Here is a 15,158-nt window from a genome sequence, read left to right as displayed (position 1 = left end):
CCTCGGGATCGGGCGTGGTGCCGGAAGGGGGCGCGGCTCAGCGGCCGATGGGCAGGGTGAGGCCCTCCACCGGGCCGGAGAGCGCGGACTTGAGCGCCCGGGTGACGTCGTCGACGAGCACTTCGCGCTCGCCGCGCTCGACGCCGTCCAGGACGATGCGGGCCACCTCGGCGGCCGGGAGCTTGTCGACGGGCAGGGCCGCCACCATGTCGGTGTCCGCGAAGCCCAGGTGCACGCCGACGACCTGGGTGCCCTGGGCGGCGAGCTCGACGCGCAGGGAGTTGGTGAGCGACCACAGGGCGGCCTTGGAGGCCCCGTAGGCGCCCGCGCCCGCACCCCAGGACAGCGCGGAGTGGATGTCCACCAGGGCCCCGCCGCCGCGGCCCGCCAGCACCGGCGCGAAGGCCTGGGCGATGCGCAGCGGGCCGAGCACGTTGGTGTCGAAGGTGGCCTGGACCTGGCGCAGGTCGGCGGTGAGCAGCGCCCCCGGATACAGGACGCCGGCGTTGTTGACGACGATGTCGACGTCCTGGACGTGCTCGGCCAGGGCGGCCACCGAGGCGTCGTCGGTGACGTCCAGGGCGAGGACCTCCACCCGCTCGTCCTCGCTGCGGTCGGGCGTGCGGGCGGTGGCGTAGACCTTCTTCGCGCCGCGCGCCAGCAACTCCTCGACGAATGCCCTGCCAAGGCCGCGCCGGCCTCCGGTGACCAGGGCGACGGAGCCTTCGATCGCGGTCATGTGCGTCTCCTCGCTCTCAAGGTGGCGGTGCCCGTGTCCGGCACCACCCTTTTAGATTACTATCATCATCTAAAAGGGGTGGGAAGGTGGGAGCACCACAAACAGGAGCGAAGGAAGGGAGCGCAGGCATGCCCCGCGTGTCACGAGCCGAGGCCGAGCGCCGCCGCCGCCAGGTGATCGACAGCACCGCCAGGCTGATCCGGGAGAAGGGCGCCGACCAGGTCAGCGTCCCCCAGGCGATGGCCACCGCAGGCCTGACGCACGGCGGCTTCTACCGGCACTTCGCCTCCAAGGACGACCTCGTCGCCCAGGCGCTCGGCGCGGCCTTCGCCGAACGCCGCGAGGCCATGGACCACCTCGCCGACGAACCCGCGGCCGAAGGTCGCACCCCCCGCGCCGAGTTCCTCGCCCGCTACCTCTCCACCCCCCACCGGGACAACCCCGGCCAGGGCTGCGCCGCCGCCGCGCTGGCCGCCGACGCCGCCCGGGCCGAGCCCGGCACCCCGCTGCGCACCGCCTTCACCGCCGGCCTGCGCGACCTCGTCGACGGCTTCCAGTACCTGCCCGACCCCGCCGAACGCGAGGCCGCGCTCGCCGACCTGTCGACCCTGGTCGGCGCCCTCCTGCTGGCCCGCGCCAGCGAGGACCGGGAGCTGTCCGGCGAACTCCTGGCCGCCGCCCGCCACCGGCTGTCCGCCCCAGCCCCCGCCCCCGCCCCCGCCGTCCGCGTAAGGGCCGCAGCCGGACCGGGGGAGGGGCCCGCAGGCCCGTGATCGCGCGCACCCCGCCGGGGTCCAGGTGGAGCTTGTACGCGGTGCTGCACTCGCTGATGAGCGTGCCCACCTTCGCGCCGCAGGGGCGCAGCTGATTCATGCCACTCCGGCCGTCGAGGCCGCAGCGCCCCCGGGAGCGCCCCCCAGCCGGGATGCGGCTGGAGTGACGGTGCGTCATCGGGGTGCAGGACCGCGGTGTTCCGGGGCCCCGCGGACACCAGGAACCCGTCGCCGTCCGGATCGCCGACGCAGGGACCCCCGGCGAAGACCGGCACGCAGGCGCCGGAGGGCACGAGCGGGGCGCCCCACGGCCCGGGTTCCAGGGCGAAGAAGCCGGGCGGCGCGACGGGATCCGTCGGCCTCGCGATAGCCCTGGTCCATCGGACGGGCGGGCACCTCGGGCAGCCTGGTCAGCGATCCGGCGATTGGATGATCGCAGGTCGCCCACACGAACACGGCCACGGTCACCCGGTGTTCGTAACACCCGGCGGGCGCCCCGCCAACCGGATCGGCCGCCGTGGTTTAGCCGTCGGCGCCGAACAGCGCGCGGTAGCCGGCCAGCCCGCTCACGCAGCCCGCACCGGTTTACGCCCCGCCGGTCCGGGCGGGCACCACGACCCCGCCCCACGCAGGGCCGGCCGCACCGGCCGACACCGACGACCCGGCCATCGGCACCGTCGGTGTCGTCCAGGCCGCCGCCGACGCCGCCGCCTACACAGGCGTCGCGGACGTGGCCGCCCACCGGGCCCGCCAGGCGAAGGCTCCCCCGGAAACCGTGTTCCGGGGGAGCCTTCGGCATACCGCCCGCGACGGCGCTTGCCGTGGTGTCGCGGCACGTGATCGGATGATGGCAGCATCGCGTGCCGGTGACGGACCGCGTCAGGCATGGAGGTGTGGAACCGAAGGGACCGCCCTCCGTGGCTTCCCCCGACGGCGACCGTGTGGTCGCCCTGAGCCTTCAGCTCTCCCAAGCACATCAGGAACTGCGCCGCCGGATCGGCGCGGTCAGGGCCGGAATCGGCCAACGCCGGCTGGACGACGACACGCTGCGCACCCACTGCCTGGCCTTCTGCGCCGAGCTGACGGCACACCACCAGGGCGAGGACGAGGGCGTGTTCGCCCACCTCGTGCGCGAACGCCCCGAGCTCGCCGGGACGGTCGCCAAGCTCGTCGAGGACCACGAGATGATCGCTGCCATCCTGGCCAGGGTCCGCGAACTCGCCGACCACGCCGCCGAATCGCCCGGCGAAGGCCTGGAGGCGGTCGGGCGCGAACTCGACGGACTCACGGCGATCATGGAATCCCACTTCGCCTACGAGGAACGGACGATCAGCAAGGCCCTCGACAGCGTCGTACCTGACAGCGGCTGGTCCGACCAGGTGTTCCGGTTCGGCTGACAACGTCCGTCGGCACGTCACCTGCTGCGGGCGGACGGCGCGAAGGTCGCCGTGGCGCAGTGGAACGGCGCCGACGGGACCGGGATGCCTCCGGGCACGGGGTCAGAACTTCCAGACCTGGTCGTCGAAGGCGGGGACGCAGTCCCACACCTTGGCGGGGGCGCCGTTTTCCTGCCAGGAGGGGAGGGCGAGGCAGCGGTTGTTGGAGGTGTTGCGGAGCTGGTAGCCCTTGGTGTCGACCCGCGGGCAGCAAGACGGCGGCGACACCGACATCACCCTGGAGAACGGGGGGTCGCTCACCAGCACCGACCACCACCCGTTCTGGTCCGAGGACCAGCGCACCTGGCTCGACGCCGCCGACCTGAAGACCGGTCAAGCACTCCGGGACCCCGCCGGCCGGCCGCAGCGGATCGAGGACATCCGGCACTGGAACACCCTCTGGTGGCGGGCGGCAGTCTGGCCTCTAGATCATCTGCCGGGGGTCTTCGCCGGTTCCGGCCCGTCCGCGCCGACGGGCCGGAACCGGCGAACGGTCACACTCCGATGAAGCTCACCGTCTCCGTCATGTCCGCCCGCCCGGTACGCAGCCGCGGCACGCCTTCCTTCTCGAATCCCACCGCGACACCGCAGAACAGTGCGAGCCTGTCATCGGCTCCGACTATGTGGCTGACGGTCTTTCGGTACATCGTCCACATCACCTGGGGGCAGCTGTGCAACCCTTCCGCCCTCAGCAATAGCATGACCGTCTGCAAGTACATTCCCGCGTCCCCCCACTGTCCGGGCCCCATCGTCCGGTCGAGGTAGCAGAACAGCGCGACCGGCGCCCCGAACGCCTCCGAGTTCAAGGCGGCGATCTTTGTGGGCCTGTCGGGGTCGTCGCGCTCGATTCCCAGCGCCTTGTACCGCTGGGCGGCCGCGGCGGAGAAGCGATCCAGATACGGCGAGGTCAGTTCGGCCGGGTACATCGGATACTCCCGCTCATCGCCCGGGTCTCCCGCCAGTGCCCGGGCCGTCGCGCGTTTCTTCAGTTCGGCCAAGGGCTCGCCGGTCACGACATACACATGCCACGGCTGGAGGTTCCCACTCGACGGAGCCCTCGTTGCCGCGGCCAGGACTCGTTCGAGTACCCCTTTGGGTACCGGCTCATCGCTGAACGCCCGCACGGCCCGGCGGCTGTCCACGGCTTCATACACATCCATGTCTTCTCGTCCTCTCGCTCAGCGACAACCACCTCTCTACCCCTTCAGCACGCACAAGGAGTTCCTGGTGGTGGGCGCAGTCTGCCGTGTGGATCGTCTGTCAGCGGGCGACTTCGAGGTTGGTCAGGACGAGCAGGACGAGCAGGGCGCGCAGGAGCTGGGTGGCGCGGACGGGGGCGGTGCGGAGTTTGGTGAGAATCCGCCAGTTCTTCAGGTGGGCGAAGCCGTGTTCGACTGGGGCGCGTCCGGCCGCGAGGATACGATTGGCCACCTTCTGGCCAAGGGTGAGCTTGCGGGCGCGGGTGGCCTTGAAGCCGGTGACGACCACGGGGTCGTCGGGGTCGTCGTCCAGGCCAAGGAAGCCGGGGTCTGCCAGCGCACCGAGCCCGGCGTCGCGCAGGTGGGCGAGGAGGTGGTCGCGGCGGGCGGCGGTGATGTCGTGGGTGCGGCCGGGGCGGGCGGCCGAGATCCAGACCAGTCGGCCCTTCTCGTCGGTCAGGGCGAGGAAGCGCAGGCCGGGGCGGTGGTGCTTGCCGGAGTAGTTCGGGCGGTTGTCTTTGCCGGTGCGGCGCTGGGTGGGGATGAGGGTGCCGTCGACCAGGACGACCTCGCCGCCCCGTTTGGCGATGTTCTTCAGAGCGCGGTCCAGCCGTGGGGCCTTCGCGGCCAGCAGGCCGATCAGCTCGTCGCGCCAGCGGCGCACGGTGGTGGCGGAGACGCCGTTGCCGCCGGCCATGTCGGCCAGGCGCTGGTCGTGCCGCAGAACGGCCAGGACGATCACCGCGATCCGGCCCGGCGGCAGGGCCCGCCAGCGTGAACCTATCGCCTTCAGATGGCGTCGCAGCAGGTCAGCGAGGTGGGTGACGGTGCTCGTGGACAGCGGCAGACGGCACTGGTAGACAAGGGGGACGGTGTCCCCGGTCGGCTCTTCGGTTTTGGTCACACAATCCCAACTACCGTCGACGGCAACCTGGTTACGCCAGAACCAGACCTACGGCCAGGCGGCCGCCGCGGGTCACGGACGGGTGGAGAACCGGCCGTCGGGGAACTTGCGCAGCCAGCCACGCTCGGCCAGCTTGGTCAGCTTCCCGCGCAGCGGCTCCAGCTTGCCCCGGATGCCGGTGTCCAGGCCGAGCACCTCGCCGACCTGCCGGACCATGACCGGGGCGCCCGCCTGCCGGACGACAGCGAGGATGCGCTGGTAGTCCGGCGGGAGCGCCGACTGGAACGGAGTCACGCCAGCCCCTCCCACCAGCCAACTTCAAGATGGCGCAGGCTCTCTGAAGGACTTCGCCGACAAGGTCGTCAAGGCGAAGTCCTACCATGACTTCCCCGCCGGGGCGAAGCGGACGGACACCGTCCTGGAGGCCCTCAAGCCGGAGAAAACGACCAAGATCTTCTTCAACCTGGACTACATCGGGAAGGAGAACGCGAAGAGGTGGGCCGAGCAGGCCATAGACGCCGCGAAGCCCGGCGACCACGCCACGGCCTGGGAGCCGGCACAGATCAAGAAGGCGCCACCGGAGGTGCAGAAACGCGTGCAATGGTACGAGAATGGCAAGGTCACTACGAGCCCCTTCGAATGAGGGACGACATGACGTTCCTGGCTGGCATCGACCAGTTGCCCCTGCGGATCGAGCGTCCGTTCCGGCCCTGGTCCTACTCGGTGTCCCATCGGACATTGGTGCTGCGCGGTGCGCCGCGGGAACCGGACGGTGGTCTGGAGATCGAGTTCATCAACGTCGCGGCGATGAAGATCCGGCGCGGGTACAGCGAACTGCGCATCACCCGGGCCAGTGAAGTCCCCGAGATCGAGGGGTTCCTCGACATCCCTGAGGAGAGCCGCGACTCATATCACGCCTTGCTTCTGTCCGACGGAGACCACCACGGCTTCGTGGTGTGCAGCATCATGAGCGTCTCGTCGCTGAACTGACGCTCCATCATCTGGAGCTCGAAGACCCGAGGCGCCCCGCCGGATCCGTCCGGCGGGGCGCCTCGGCACACACGCGGCTGCCGGGTCGGGGTTGGCTGCTACCGGGCGTCGAACTCGCCGGCGCGGATGGCGGTGACGAAGGCCTGCCAGGCTGGGGTGGGGAAGAGGAGGGCGGGCCCGGCGGGGTCCTTGGAGTCGCGGACGGGCTGCACATCGGTGAAGCCGTCGGCGACCTCGACGCAATCGCCGCCCTGGCCGCTGTAGCTGCTCTTGCGCCAGGAGGTGGGGTGGTTGCTCATCAACGCGGTTGCCTCCTGATCGGGCGGTGCCAACTGGCAGCCACCGTACGGTCGGCGTGAGAAGTCGGCGGGGTCGACTTCTCACGCGGGGTGCTTGGGGGCGGCGAGGCGGTGGCCGTCGTGGGAGCGGATGCGGACGGCGTAGACCTCGCTCATGTCGACGCCGACCTTGATCCCGGTCTCGTCGAAGATCTCGCGGCGCAGGCCGTCCTCGACGGTCTCGGTCAGCCCCAGCACCCCGCCCGGGGCTCCCCGGTCCCGTTGCCGGCCCGGCGGATCGCCAGCACGCGCCCGTCCGCGCGGACGACCGCCCCCGCGACGGACACGGAGTGCAGCGGTGTTGGGTTGGGCGACTCGGCATGGTTGCTCATGGGCAGCAGGAGGGCAGGGGTTTCGTCGTGGGCGGCGCCGCAGCCATCAGTGCGGGCCGGTGCGGATGTCGCGGCCCCGGGACCAGAGTTCCTCGATGTGCTCGGCGAAGCGGTCGAACATACCGTTCTCCTCGCTGCGCCGCAGGTGCATCAGTGGCGAGTCGTGGCCGACGGCGCGGGCGAGATGGGGTGTGACGAGGGCGTGCTCGTCGAATCGGAAGACAGAGAGGCCGACGTGGTTCGGGCCGTCGTCCGGAGCACTGAAGCGGGCCTCGACCCGCTCGGAGCCGGAGAGTTTGGCCAGGTTCTCCAAGGTGACCCTGATCCTGGTGGACACCGTGAGGGCGACGTCCTCGATCTGCTCGCGCTGGCGCGTCGTGTCGGAGTCCGGATCCCCGAGGAGAAAGCGGACCCGGCAGCCGCCCTCGGCCTTGCGCTGAAGGGTCTGCAACAGGGCGGGCTGCTCCAGCCAGACGAAGTAGTTGGTGTAGCCGGCGAGGAACACGTCGGACCGGGCCTCGGCGATCAGCTGCGCCCAGACCGACTGCGGGCAGGCCGATCGGTACGGGTAGACGGCGAACACCTCCCGGTCGTGCCCGGTCTTGACGTTCGCCCGGACGGTGTTGGGCCAGATCACTCGTTCATCAACCCCTGAGGTCGCGGCGGGTGGGTTGAATCAGGTAACCAGGTGAGGGGTTGAGAAGGCGCCGCCGCCCCGTGGCGGAGCGGCGGCGCACAGGGTGGTGAACAGGGGTGGCGGGGTCGCCTACTCGCGCCGGTCGGGGCGTGCGTGCGCGTAGTGTCGGGAATATGGCGAGCGATCATCTTGGGGATCGGGTCAAGCGGCTGCGGCGCTTGACCGATCTGACACAGGAGGGCCTGGCTGAGAAGTCGGGCGTGTCGCTGGATGTGGTCCGGAAACTTGAGCAGCAGCGGAAGCATTCGGCGCGGCTTCCGACACTTCACGCGCTGGCCAAGGGGCTTGGTATCGAGCTGACTGCGCTTCTGGGCGATCCGCCGGCGGTGCCGTCGACAGGTGACGCGGACCCGCCGGGCCTGGTCGCGGTGCGGCGGGCGATCATGCCGCCCTTGTTCACGCCGCTGCCGGTGGCGGACGGCGCGGAGAAGTTGTCCCTTCCGCTGCTGCGTGGCGAGATCGCAGAGGCCTGGACCCTGTATCACGCGGCCGACTTCGGCAGGGTCATGGAGACGCTGCCGACGATAATCGCGGATGCCCGCCTCGCGGCGGCCGTGGGACGCGGCGAGGACCGCCTGGCCGGTAACCACGCGCTCGGAAAAGCTCTCCAACTGGGCGGACATCTCGCGATCCGTCTCGGGAAGACAGATCTCGGCCTGTCCAGTCTCGAACGGGCAATAGCGGCAGCGGACTCGGCAGAAGACCCGCTGCTGGGAGCGATGATCTGCAACTCGGTGGCCTGGGCGTATCAGCGTCAGAACCGCCTCGGCGACGCGCAGACGCTGGCCATCCACGCAGCGGACGGAGTGGAGCACGAGCACTCGTTGAAGGCGGAGGGGCTCAAGGTATGGGGCGGACTGATCATGTCCGCAGCCACCAGCACGGCCCGAAGCGGCGACTATGACGGAGCATCCGAGATGATGCTGACCGCAGAACAAGCGACCAGACGCCTTTCGAAGCTCCCTCCCTCGGCCGACGGCCGGATGGTCAGCGTGTTCAACAGCTCCTCGGTGCGCATCGAGCGGGTTCGGCTCGCGGTCCAATTCGCCCGGCCGGAGGAAGCCTTGGGGCTCGCGAAGGGAATCCGGCTCAGCAACGACACCCCGGTGTCCTGGCGGACCTGGCTGCTCCTGGACGTGGCACGCGCGTACACGGACATGGGGGACGCAGCGGGAGCGGTGGCGACCTTGGAGAAGCTCCAGCGAGTAGCGCCGGGCTGGATGCGGCACCACACCCTCGCCGTGGCCATCGTCTCCGACCTCTGGGCAGGTCCGGCGTGCCCGCCCGGCCTGAAGAGGCTTGCCCGCTCCCTGGGGCTGGCTGACTAGATCCCAAAACTAGGACGTTCCGTCCCTGTTGATGTCGTGGCCGCCACGAGAATCTCTCCGTACGGATACGGAGAGGAGTCAAAAGGTGACTGTTGGTATCAAGCTCCACGGCTACGGGGTCCGCTGGGACCGGAGGGCCGGTGTTACCGGGTGCGGAACGAGACGACGGGGGAGTGGCTGCGCAGCGGTACCTCGGGTGAGCTGGCCTCCTTCAGCTCCTCTCCGCCGCCTTCAGTGCCTGGCGGGGGTTCGAGGTGCGGCGGCGGGTGGGGGCGTGATGGGATCCGTCCTCAACCGGGCCACCGCCGATCAGCGGCGGGATGCGGCCGACGTCGTCGACGACCTGACCACCGTCCTTGCCCTCGGCGGGGTGAAGTTGCCGTCGGTGGAGGTGGATTGGGAGCACGGGCGGATGACCGGGTGCTACCTGATCAGCCTGGGCTCGGCCCGCCCGTCCGAACTCCTCCGCGTCGTCGACCTGCTGCGCGAGGGTCTGCGTTACGAGCGCCTGACGTATGACGACTGATCTGGCCGCCCGCCTGCTCTGGTGGGCGTGTTTCGCCGCCGCTCTCCTCGCCGGGTTCAACTGGCGTGACAGCAACAGAAAGTAAGCCCCCCGATGCGGGACCCCCGCCTTCTCGGCAAGCCGCCGGTGTGCCGGCTCGGCTGCCTCGTCCTCGTCCGCAACCCGCGCGGCGACGTGCTGCTCGTCGACCCCGACTACATGGACGGCCTGATCCTGCCCGGTGGCGCCGCCCGGCCCAACGAGCCGCCCAACCTGGCCGCCGCCCGCCACCTGCGGGCCGAGACCGGCCTCAACCTCCGCCTGACCGACGTCCTGGCGGTCGACTTCACCCCCGCCGACCGCTACCTGGAGCGCCTCAACCTCGTCTTCGACGGCGGCACCATCACCGAACACGCCGCCGCCCGTCTCACCGTCCCGCCCCAGCACCGCAGTGGCCTGCTCGGCGCCCGCTTCGTCCCCGCCCACGACCTGCTCGACGTCATGGCCCCCGCCCAAGCGGCCCGGGCCGCCGAGGCCCTCGCCAACCGCGCCGTCCCGCTCCTCCTCCACGGCCAGCGCACCACCTGTGACGAGGACCGGCCCCCACCGCGTTAGACGCCGGGGCCTGTGACGAAAGTGCTGGTGCTGCCTGGCCGCAGATCGGTAGCGGACCGAGCGGTGCTTCGGGCGGGATCTCGTGCATGGTCTCGGTGTTGCCGAACGCGGCGATCGACTGTGCGGATGCCCATGAGCCGGCTCGGTTCTGGAGTGAGGGGCTCGGATGTCCGCTGCATCCGGAGGACAACCCGGGTGATCCGGAGACTGAGGTGATGCTCCCGGAGGGCCCGCTGCTGCACTCCAACCAGGTGCCGGAACCGAAGACGATCAAGAACCGGTTCCACCTGTGCCTGCGTCCGAAGACCACGCCGCTGGTCTGCTCCGACCAGCACGGCGAGGCCAAGCCCGCGCCGGGCGTCTTCCGCGCCGGCTGCGCGGCCCTGGACCTGGCCCCGCACGAGGTCGCCCACGTCGGCGACAAGTACACCCTGGACGCCGAAGGCGCCCGCGACGACTGAACCGTGCGCGGGGCCCCGGCCGGGTTCGGCCGCCCCGTGCCCCCCGCACTCGCACCCGCAGGCCGCGCCGAACTGCCCCAAAACGAGCGGGGGATGGGGCTAGGGTGAGGATATGGTTGCACACTACAAGGAAGAAGCGGCCACGGCTGACCAGGAATTCGTCAGCGCCCCCGCCCTGATCCTGCAGTCCCTCGCCGCCGACCCCGACCGGCACGCCCTCACCACCGCCGACGGCACCGAGATCACCGCCGGCGACTTCGCCGCCGCCACCTACCGCCTCGCCCACGAACTCCTCGCCCGCGGCGCGGCCCGCGGCACCACCGTCACCCTGCTCACCGGCAACACCGCCGAAGCCCTCAGCGCCCGCTACGCCGCAGGCCTGGCGGGCGCGCGGGTGGTCAGCCTGTACGACGGCATGAGCGCCCCGGTCCTGGCCGAGATCACCACGAGCGTCGACACCACCGTCCTGCTCGTCGACGCCGAACGCACCGCGGTGGCCGCCGAGTTGCTCCCGCTGGTCGACGTGCCCACCGTCCTCGCCCTGGGCCCGGGAGCGGCGGCGGCCGGCGAGGACGTGATCGCCGCCGCCCACCACCACCCCGCCCGGCCGCCCGCCGTCCGGGTCGGCCCGCACGACGACCTCGGCATCCGCCACACCGGCGGCACCACCGGCATCCCCAAGGGCATCCTCAGCCTGCACGGCCCCTACCAGCGCGTCTTCGACATCCCGTGGGGCGGCGGCGCGGACACCGGCGCGCCCCGCTTCCTCGCCGCCACCTCGCTCGCCCACCTCGCCGGGATCTACACCGATCTGACGCTGCGCCACGGCGGCACGGTGGTCTTCCAGCGCGCCTTCGACCCCGGCGCGGTGCTCGCCGCCGTCGAACGCGAACGCATCACCGACCTGTGGGTGCTGCCCCCGCTGCTCTACCAGCTGCTCGACCACCCGGCGATCGGCCGCACCGACCTGTCCAGCCTGCAGCGCATCTCCTACGGCGGCTGCGCCGCCTCGCCGACCCGGGTGCGCGAGGCGCTCAAGGTGTTCGGGCCGATCCTGGTGGGCGGCTACGGCATGTCGGAGGCGCAGAACATCGCCGTGCTCGCCCCGCACGAGCACGACCGCATCGGCCGCGGCGGCCGCGGCGGCCGCGGCGGCCAGGTCGCGGTCGGCCGCCCGCTGCCGGGCGTCGAGGTGGTGATCCGCTCCGGCGACGGCACCGAACTGCCGGCCGGCGAGCAGGGCGGGATCTTCGTGCGCTCGGCCACCCTGATGGCCGGGTACTGGAAGCGGCCCGACCTCACCGCCGAGGTCCTGCGCGACGGCTGGCTGGACACCGGCGACGTCGGCTACCTCGACGAGGACGGCTACCTCTACCTGGCCGACCGCCTCAAGGACACGATCATCGTGGTCGGCGGGCACGTCTACCCCTCCGAGGTGGAGGACCTGCTCCTCACCCACCCCGCGATCGCCCAGTGCGCGGTCTTCGGCGTGCGCGACGCCCAGGAGGCCGAGCACGTCCACGTCGCCGTCGTCCCGGCGCCGGGGCAGCGGCCGCAGCTGGCGGACCTGCGCGCGTTCGTCGCGGCGGGCAAGGGGCGCATCTACGCGCCGCAGGCCCTGCACCTCGTGGACGCGATCCCGCTGACGTCCGTCGGCAAGCCGGACAAGAAGCGGCTGCGCGAGCTGGCGGCGGGCTGAGGGCACCCCCGGGGCCCCTGATGGCGCGGGAAGTCGGCGGGTCCGACTTCCCGCGCGCGGCGTCCGGCGGGGCCGTTACGCGACAAGCGACAAGGTCGACTGCTCCGCGCCGGCGTCGTCCCCGCCCCGCGCCGGCCCTGCGTTCAGCGGCGGCCCAGGACCTCCGCGATGCGGACGAACCCGTCCTCGCCGTGGCCCAGTCCGATGGCGCGGCGGGCCATGCCCTCGGCCGCGCGCATCACGCCCGCGTCGATGCCGTGGCCCTCCGAGGTGTGGACGATGTGGGCCATGGACGACACCGCCGAGGTGAGCGGGTTGCCCTCGCCGGAGAAACTGCCGCCGTCCACTCCTTCCGCGAGCTGCTCGAAGAGCGGCGGCAGGATCGCGCCGATGCCCTTGGCGAACGGCGCCAGCTCCCGCGCGGTGACACCCTCCGCCCGCGCCACCGCCAGGGCGTGCGCGTAACCCGCCATCGCGGTCCAGAAGACGTCCAGCAGCGCGATGTCGTAGGCCGCCGCCCGCCCGATCTCCTCCCCGAGGTGGGTGTGGGTGCCGCCCAGCGCGTCCAGCACCGGCCGGTGCTCCCGGTAGAGCCCCTGCGGGCCGCTGTGGATGAACACCGCGGCCGGCGTCCCGATGGTCGTGGTCGGTGTCATGATCGCGCCGTCCAGGTACCCGATGCCGTGCCCGGCCGCCCAGGCCGCGGTGGACCGGGCCCGGGCCGGGGTGTCGGCGCTCAGGTTCACCACCGTGCGCCCCTTGAGCGCACCGGCGACCGCGTCCGGCCGCAGCACGGCGTCGGCCGCGTCGTAGTCCACCACGCAGAGCACGGTCAGAGCGCTCGCGGCGACCGCCTCCTGGGCCGACCGGGCGCCGATCGCGCCCCGCTCGACCAGTTCGCGCTCCCTGCCCGGCGTCCGGTTCCAGACCGTGGTCCGCAGACCGGAATCCAGGAACGCCCCGGCCAGGGCCCGACCCATCGGACCCAGACCGAGCACGGTGACGGCAGACTGTCCGTCGTGAGGGGACATGAAGCAACTCCCTTGAAATATCGGCATACAGTGACGAACGGGACGAGGATGACGCGCAGCCGTGCCCAGGAAACGAATGTCTGCGGAGTGACCGCCGCGATCGCCGTGATCGACGGCAAGTGGAAGACCGTTCTCCTGTGGCTGCTGGAGTCCGGTCCGCACCGCCCCGGCGAGCTGCGCCGGCGGCTGCCGGGCCTCAGCGAGAAGGTGCTGACCCAGGCGCTGCGCGAGATGGAGGCCGACGGGCTGGTGCACCGGGAGGTGCACGACGGGCTGCCGCTGAAGACGGTGTACTCCCTGACCGCGTTCGGCCGCGAGCTTTCGCAGGCGTTGGCCCCCGTCTCCGACTGGGGCCATCGCCGTCTGGAGAAGCTCGCCGAGGCCCGATCGGCCTCCTGATACCTCGACACCCCCGTCTCGCGTGGACCCGGCGGCCCCGCGACCGCCCACCACCAGGTTCGCCTCGCCCCCGCGCGCCGACAAGTACCCACTAAAAAGTGGCCACTGCCCGGTTCGACGTGAGCTGCTCGGCAACCGTGGTTCCGGGCCGCGGACCAGGCCGGTCGACCGCTACCGGCTCCGGTCTGTGGGACATCACCGCGGCTCGGGGAAACGGTGACGGGGTGCTCTGCGAGGACGTTCTCGCCCGGTGGCGCCCTGGCGCCCTGGTGCCGGTGTGCTCGGTCAGGACCGGAGCCGTCCGCAGTGCCCACCCACGGGCTGTTGCGCCGGCGGTGAACACCGGCCCGACCGGGCCCGACGATCACTACCGTCCAGTCCCTTGACGACGGTCACCACACGCACGGTCGAGTACCCGGCCGACGGCCTGACGATGATCGGGCACCTCGCCCTCCCGGCCGGTGCCGACCGCCGACCCGCGGTCCTGATCGGGCCCGAGGGGCCGGGCCTGAACGACTTCCAGCGCCGCCGGGCCGACGCCCTCGCCGAACTCGGCTACGTGGCACTGGCCTTCGACCTCCACGGCGGGCGCTGGTTCACCGACCCCGAGGAGATGCTGGCCCGCGTGATGCCGCTGCTCGCCGACCCCGACCGGATGCGGGGCATCGGCCACGCGGCACTCGACGTACTGCGCGCCGAACCGCGGACCGACCCCGACCGGATCGCCGCCATCGGCTACGGCACCGGGGGCGCCATCGCGCTGGAACTCGGGCGCGACGTCGTCGACCTGCTCGCCGAATGCCTGCCCGTGACGCCGTGATCCGCCCGGCAGCCGCGATTCCCCGAACTCCGCGGCGCAGCAGGTCAGCCGACGGCATCGAGGACCGGCGCCCAGACGGCACCGGTGAGTGCGGCCACCGCCTGCTGCTCGGAGAGCGGGGGAGTGGCGCGGGTGGGCTTCGGTGTGTCGGCGCCGCTGCCGCCGCCGGTGCTGTTCCACTGCACCAGCTGAAGCTGCGCGCCGGTCGACTTCAGGGTCACCGTCACCGTCCAGCGGCGGGCGGTGTCGGCACCGGCCGGGTGCTTGGCCGCGTTCTGCTCCGACATCACCACGGCCCCGCCGGGAAGCGCGGCACTGCTCGGCAGCTCGCTCACCGTGCAGGTGTCACCTGCGGCACGCGCGGACTTCTTCTGGTCGCAGCTCAGCCCGTCGCCGTCCCTGAGCGGCAGCTTGAGCCGCAGGGCCGAGACGCCGACCAAGGCGGGGCCGTGCCCGTCGTCGACGAGCACCGCACCGTTGGCGACGAGCCCGGCGGACGGATCCGAGGGGTTGTTGCTCTGCCCGCTCGCCTGGCTGAACCGGGCCCCGGGGAACATCATCTCCACGGCCTCGATCATCTGGGTGTCGGTGACCGCGGAACGCGGCATCGCCAGCGCCGCCGGCTCGATGTCGGATCCCGCGGAGCGGGTCCCGGCGAGCACGCCGGGGAGCACCAGGCCGGCCGCCACGATCACGGCGCAGGCGCCCCCGACCCCGGCGACGACGCCGGCGTTGCGCCGACGCCGACGGCTGCGCCCGCGCTCGACGGCCCCGCTCAGGAGCGTGGTGAGATCGGGTTCGAGGGAGTCGGTCGTGCGGTCCAGGGCATGGGCGAGGTCTGCTTCGAACGGCATGCCGGTGTCACCTTTTCTGTCGCTGATGGGAGGGTTGT

General features: G+C 71.6%; 18 protein-coding genes and 3 pseudogenes. 11 read left to right on the top strand and 10 right to left on the bottom strand.

Going from position 1 to position 15,158, the window contains the following annotated elements:
• Nucleotides 1-37 precede the first annotated feature (37 nt).
• On the bottom strand, nt 38-739 hold the full coding sequence (locus tag ACIOJE_RS13665; protein ID WP_400775979.1) for an SDR family oxidoreductase: 702 nt from the start codon (nt 737-739) through the stop codon (nt 38-40).
• Between the two features lie 128 nt (nt 740-867).
• On the opposite strand from ACIOJE_RS13665, the gene ACIOJE_RS13660 reads away from it, so the two are divergent.
• Together ACIOJE_RS13660 and ACIOJE_RS13655 are read left to right on the top strand one after the other, a co-directional pair.
• The gene (locus ACIOJE_RS13660) at nt 868-1,512 is read left to right on the top strand and encodes a TetR/AcrR family transcriptional regulator (protein WP_400775977.1); all 645 of its coding nucleotides are present in this window, start codon (nt 868-870) and stop codon (nt 1,510-1,512) included.
• A 917-nt stretch (nt 1,513-2,429) separates the two neighbouring features.
• Entirely contained in the window at nt 2,430-2,909 is a 480-nt protein-coding gene (locus ACIOJE_RS13655) for a hemerythrin domain-containing protein (RefSeq protein WP_400775974.1), read from the top strand.
• 102 nt (nt 2,910-3,011) lie between these two features.
• Here ACIOJE_RS13655 and ACIOJE_RS13650 read toward each other — a convergent pair whose 3' ends face one another.
• The 4 genes from ACIOJE_RS13650 to ACIOJE_RS13635 all read right to left on the bottom strand — a co-directional run bounded on the left by ACIOJE_RS13650 (nt 3,012) and on the right by ACIOJE_RS13635 (nt 5,345).
• Nucleotides 3,012-3,209: an RICIN domain-containing protein gene (locus tag ACIOJE_RS13650; RefSeq protein WP_400775971.1), complete on the bottom strand. Its 198-nt coding sequence runs from the start codon at nt 3,207-3,209 to the stop codon at nt 3,012-3,014.
• 233 nt (nt 3,210-3,442) lie between these two features.
• Nucleotides 3,443-4,108, bottom strand: coding sequence for a nitroreductase (locus ACIOJE_RS13645; protein WP_280677688.1), 666 nt, complete (start codon nt 4,106-4,108; stop codon nt 3,443-3,445).
• Between the two features lie 100 nt (nt 4,109-4,208).
• On the bottom strand, nt 4,209-5,051 hold the full coding sequence (locus tag ACIOJE_RS13640) for a transposase family protein (RefSeq protein ID WP_400775968.1): 843 nt from the start codon (nt 5,049-5,051) through the stop codon (nt 4,209-4,211).
• 72 nt (nt 5,052-5,123) lie between these two features.
• Complete coding sequence (locus tag ACIOJE_RS13635; protein ID WP_400775965.1) at nt 5,124-5,345, bottom strand: hypothetical protein; 222 nt, start codon at nt 5,343-5,345, stop codon at nt 5,124-5,126.
• A gap of 357 nt (nt 5,346-5,702) precedes the next feature.
• Here ACIOJE_RS13635 and ACIOJE_RS13630 point away from each other — a divergent pair, with 357 nt between their 5' ends.
• Nucleotides 5,703-6,041: a hypothetical protein gene (locus tag ACIOJE_RS13630; RefSeq protein ID WP_400775962.1), complete on the top strand. Its 339-nt coding sequence runs from the start codon at nt 5,703-5,705 to the stop codon at nt 6,039-6,041.
• Between the two features lie 98 nt (nt 6,042-6,139).
• On the opposite strand, the gene ACIOJE_RS13625 is transcribed toward ACIOJE_RS13630, so the two are convergent.
• The 3 genes and pseudogenes from ACIOJE_RS13625 to ACIOJE_RS13615 form a co-directional block, all read right to left on the bottom strand.
• Entirely contained in the window at nt 6,140-6,340 is a 201-nt protein-coding gene (locus ACIOJE_RS13625; protein ID WP_400775959.1) for a DUF397 domain-containing protein, read from the bottom strand.
• Between the two features lie 156 nt (nt 6,341-6,496).
• Nucleotides 6,497-6,711 (bottom strand): annotated as a pseudogene (locus ACIOJE_RS13620) (NUDIX domain-containing protein); the annotation flags it as partial.
• A gap of 46 nt (nt 6,712-6,757) precedes the next feature.
• Entirely contained in the window at nt 6,758-7,348 is a 591-nt protein-coding gene (locus ACIOJE_RS13615) for a DUF5919 domain-containing protein (RefSeq protein ID WP_400775957.1), read from the bottom strand.
• Between the two features lie 173 nt (nt 7,349-7,521).
• On the opposite strand from ACIOJE_RS13615, the gene ACIOJE_RS13610 reads away from it, so the two are divergent.
• From ACIOJE_RS13610 to ACIOJE_RS13585, 6 genes and pseudogenes are all read left to right on the top strand, one after another.
• The gene (locus ACIOJE_RS13610) at nt 7,522-8,736 is read left to right on the top strand and encodes a helix-turn-helix domain-containing protein (protein WP_400775954.1); all 1,215 of its coding nucleotides are present in this window, start codon (nt 7,522-7,524) and stop codon (nt 8,734-8,736) included.
• Between the two features lie 274 nt (nt 8,737-9,010).
• Nucleotides 9,011-9,262, top strand: a complete 252-nt coding sequence (locus tag ACIOJE_RS13605) for a hypothetical protein (protein ID WP_400775951.1) — start codon at nt 9,011-9,013, stop codon at nt 9,260-9,262.
• 93 nt (nt 9,263-9,355) lie between these two features.
• A complete protein-coding gene (locus ACIOJE_RS13600) occupies nt 9,356-9,856 on the top strand; it encodes an NUDIX domain-containing protein (RefSeq protein ID WP_400775948.1) in 501 nt (166 codons plus the stop codon).
• An 86-nt stretch (nt 9,857-9,942) separates the two neighbouring features.
• Nucleotides 9,943-10,167, top strand: a pseudogene (locus ACIOJE_RS13595) (VOC family protein); the annotation flags it as partial.
• On the top strand, nt 10,144-10,317 hold the full coding sequence (locus tag ACIOJE_RS13590) for an HAD-IA family hydrolase (protein ID WP_400776043.1): 174 nt from the start codon (nt 10,144-10,146) through the stop codon (nt 10,315-10,317). The pseudogene ACIOJE_RS13595 and the gene ACIOJE_RS13590, both read left to right, overlap by 24 nt.
• Nucleotides 10,318-10,429: 112 nt before the next feature.
• Nucleotides 10,430-12,016: an AMP-binding protein gene (locus ACIOJE_RS13585; RefSeq protein WP_400775945.1), complete on the top strand. Its 1,587-nt coding sequence runs from the start codon at nt 10,430-10,432 to the stop codon at nt 12,014-12,016.
• Nucleotides 12,017-12,159: 143 nt separating this feature from the next.
• Here ACIOJE_RS13585 and ACIOJE_RS13580 read toward each other — a convergent pair whose 3' ends face one another.
• Nucleotides 12,160-13,047 carry an NAD(P)-dependent oxidoreductase gene (locus tag ACIOJE_RS13580; RefSeq protein ID WP_400775943.1) on the bottom strand — a complete coding sequence of 296 codons (888 nt, stop codon included), beginning with the start codon at nt 13,045-13,047 and terminating at the stop codon, nt 12,160-12,162.
• 48 nt (nt 13,048-13,095) lie between these two features.
• Here ACIOJE_RS13580 and ACIOJE_RS13575 point away from each other — a divergent pair, with 48 nt between their 5' ends.
• Both ACIOJE_RS13575 and ACIOJE_RS13570 read left to right on the top strand, forming a co-directional pair.
• On the top strand, nt 13,096-13,446 hold the full coding sequence (locus ACIOJE_RS13575) for a helix-turn-helix domain-containing protein (RefSeq protein ID WP_280677667.1): 351 nt from the start codon (nt 13,096-13,098) through the stop codon (nt 13,444-13,446).
• A gap of 382 nt (nt 13,447-13,828) precedes the next feature.
• Nucleotides 13,829-14,242, top strand: a pseudogene (locus ACIOJE_RS13570) (dienelactone hydrolase family protein); the annotation flags it as partial.
• 68 nt (nt 14,243-14,310) lie between these two features.
• Here the strand turns inward: ACIOJE_RS13570 and ACIOJE_RS13565 are convergent.
• Nucleotides 14,311-15,120, bottom strand: a complete 810-nt coding sequence (locus ACIOJE_RS13565) for a hypothetical protein (protein ID WP_400775938.1) — start codon at nt 15,118-15,120, stop codon at nt 14,311-14,313.
• Nucleotides 15,121-15,158 lie beyond the last annotated feature (38 nt).

This window comes from Kitasatospora sp. NPDC087861 (assembly GCF_044742585.1).
Taxonomy (GTDB): Bacteria; Actinomycetota; Actinomycetes; order Streptomycetales; family Streptomycetaceae; genus Kitasatospora.
The sequence above is the reverse complement of the archived record's forward strand: the minus strand, read 5'-3'. Positions and strand labels throughout refer to the sequence as shown.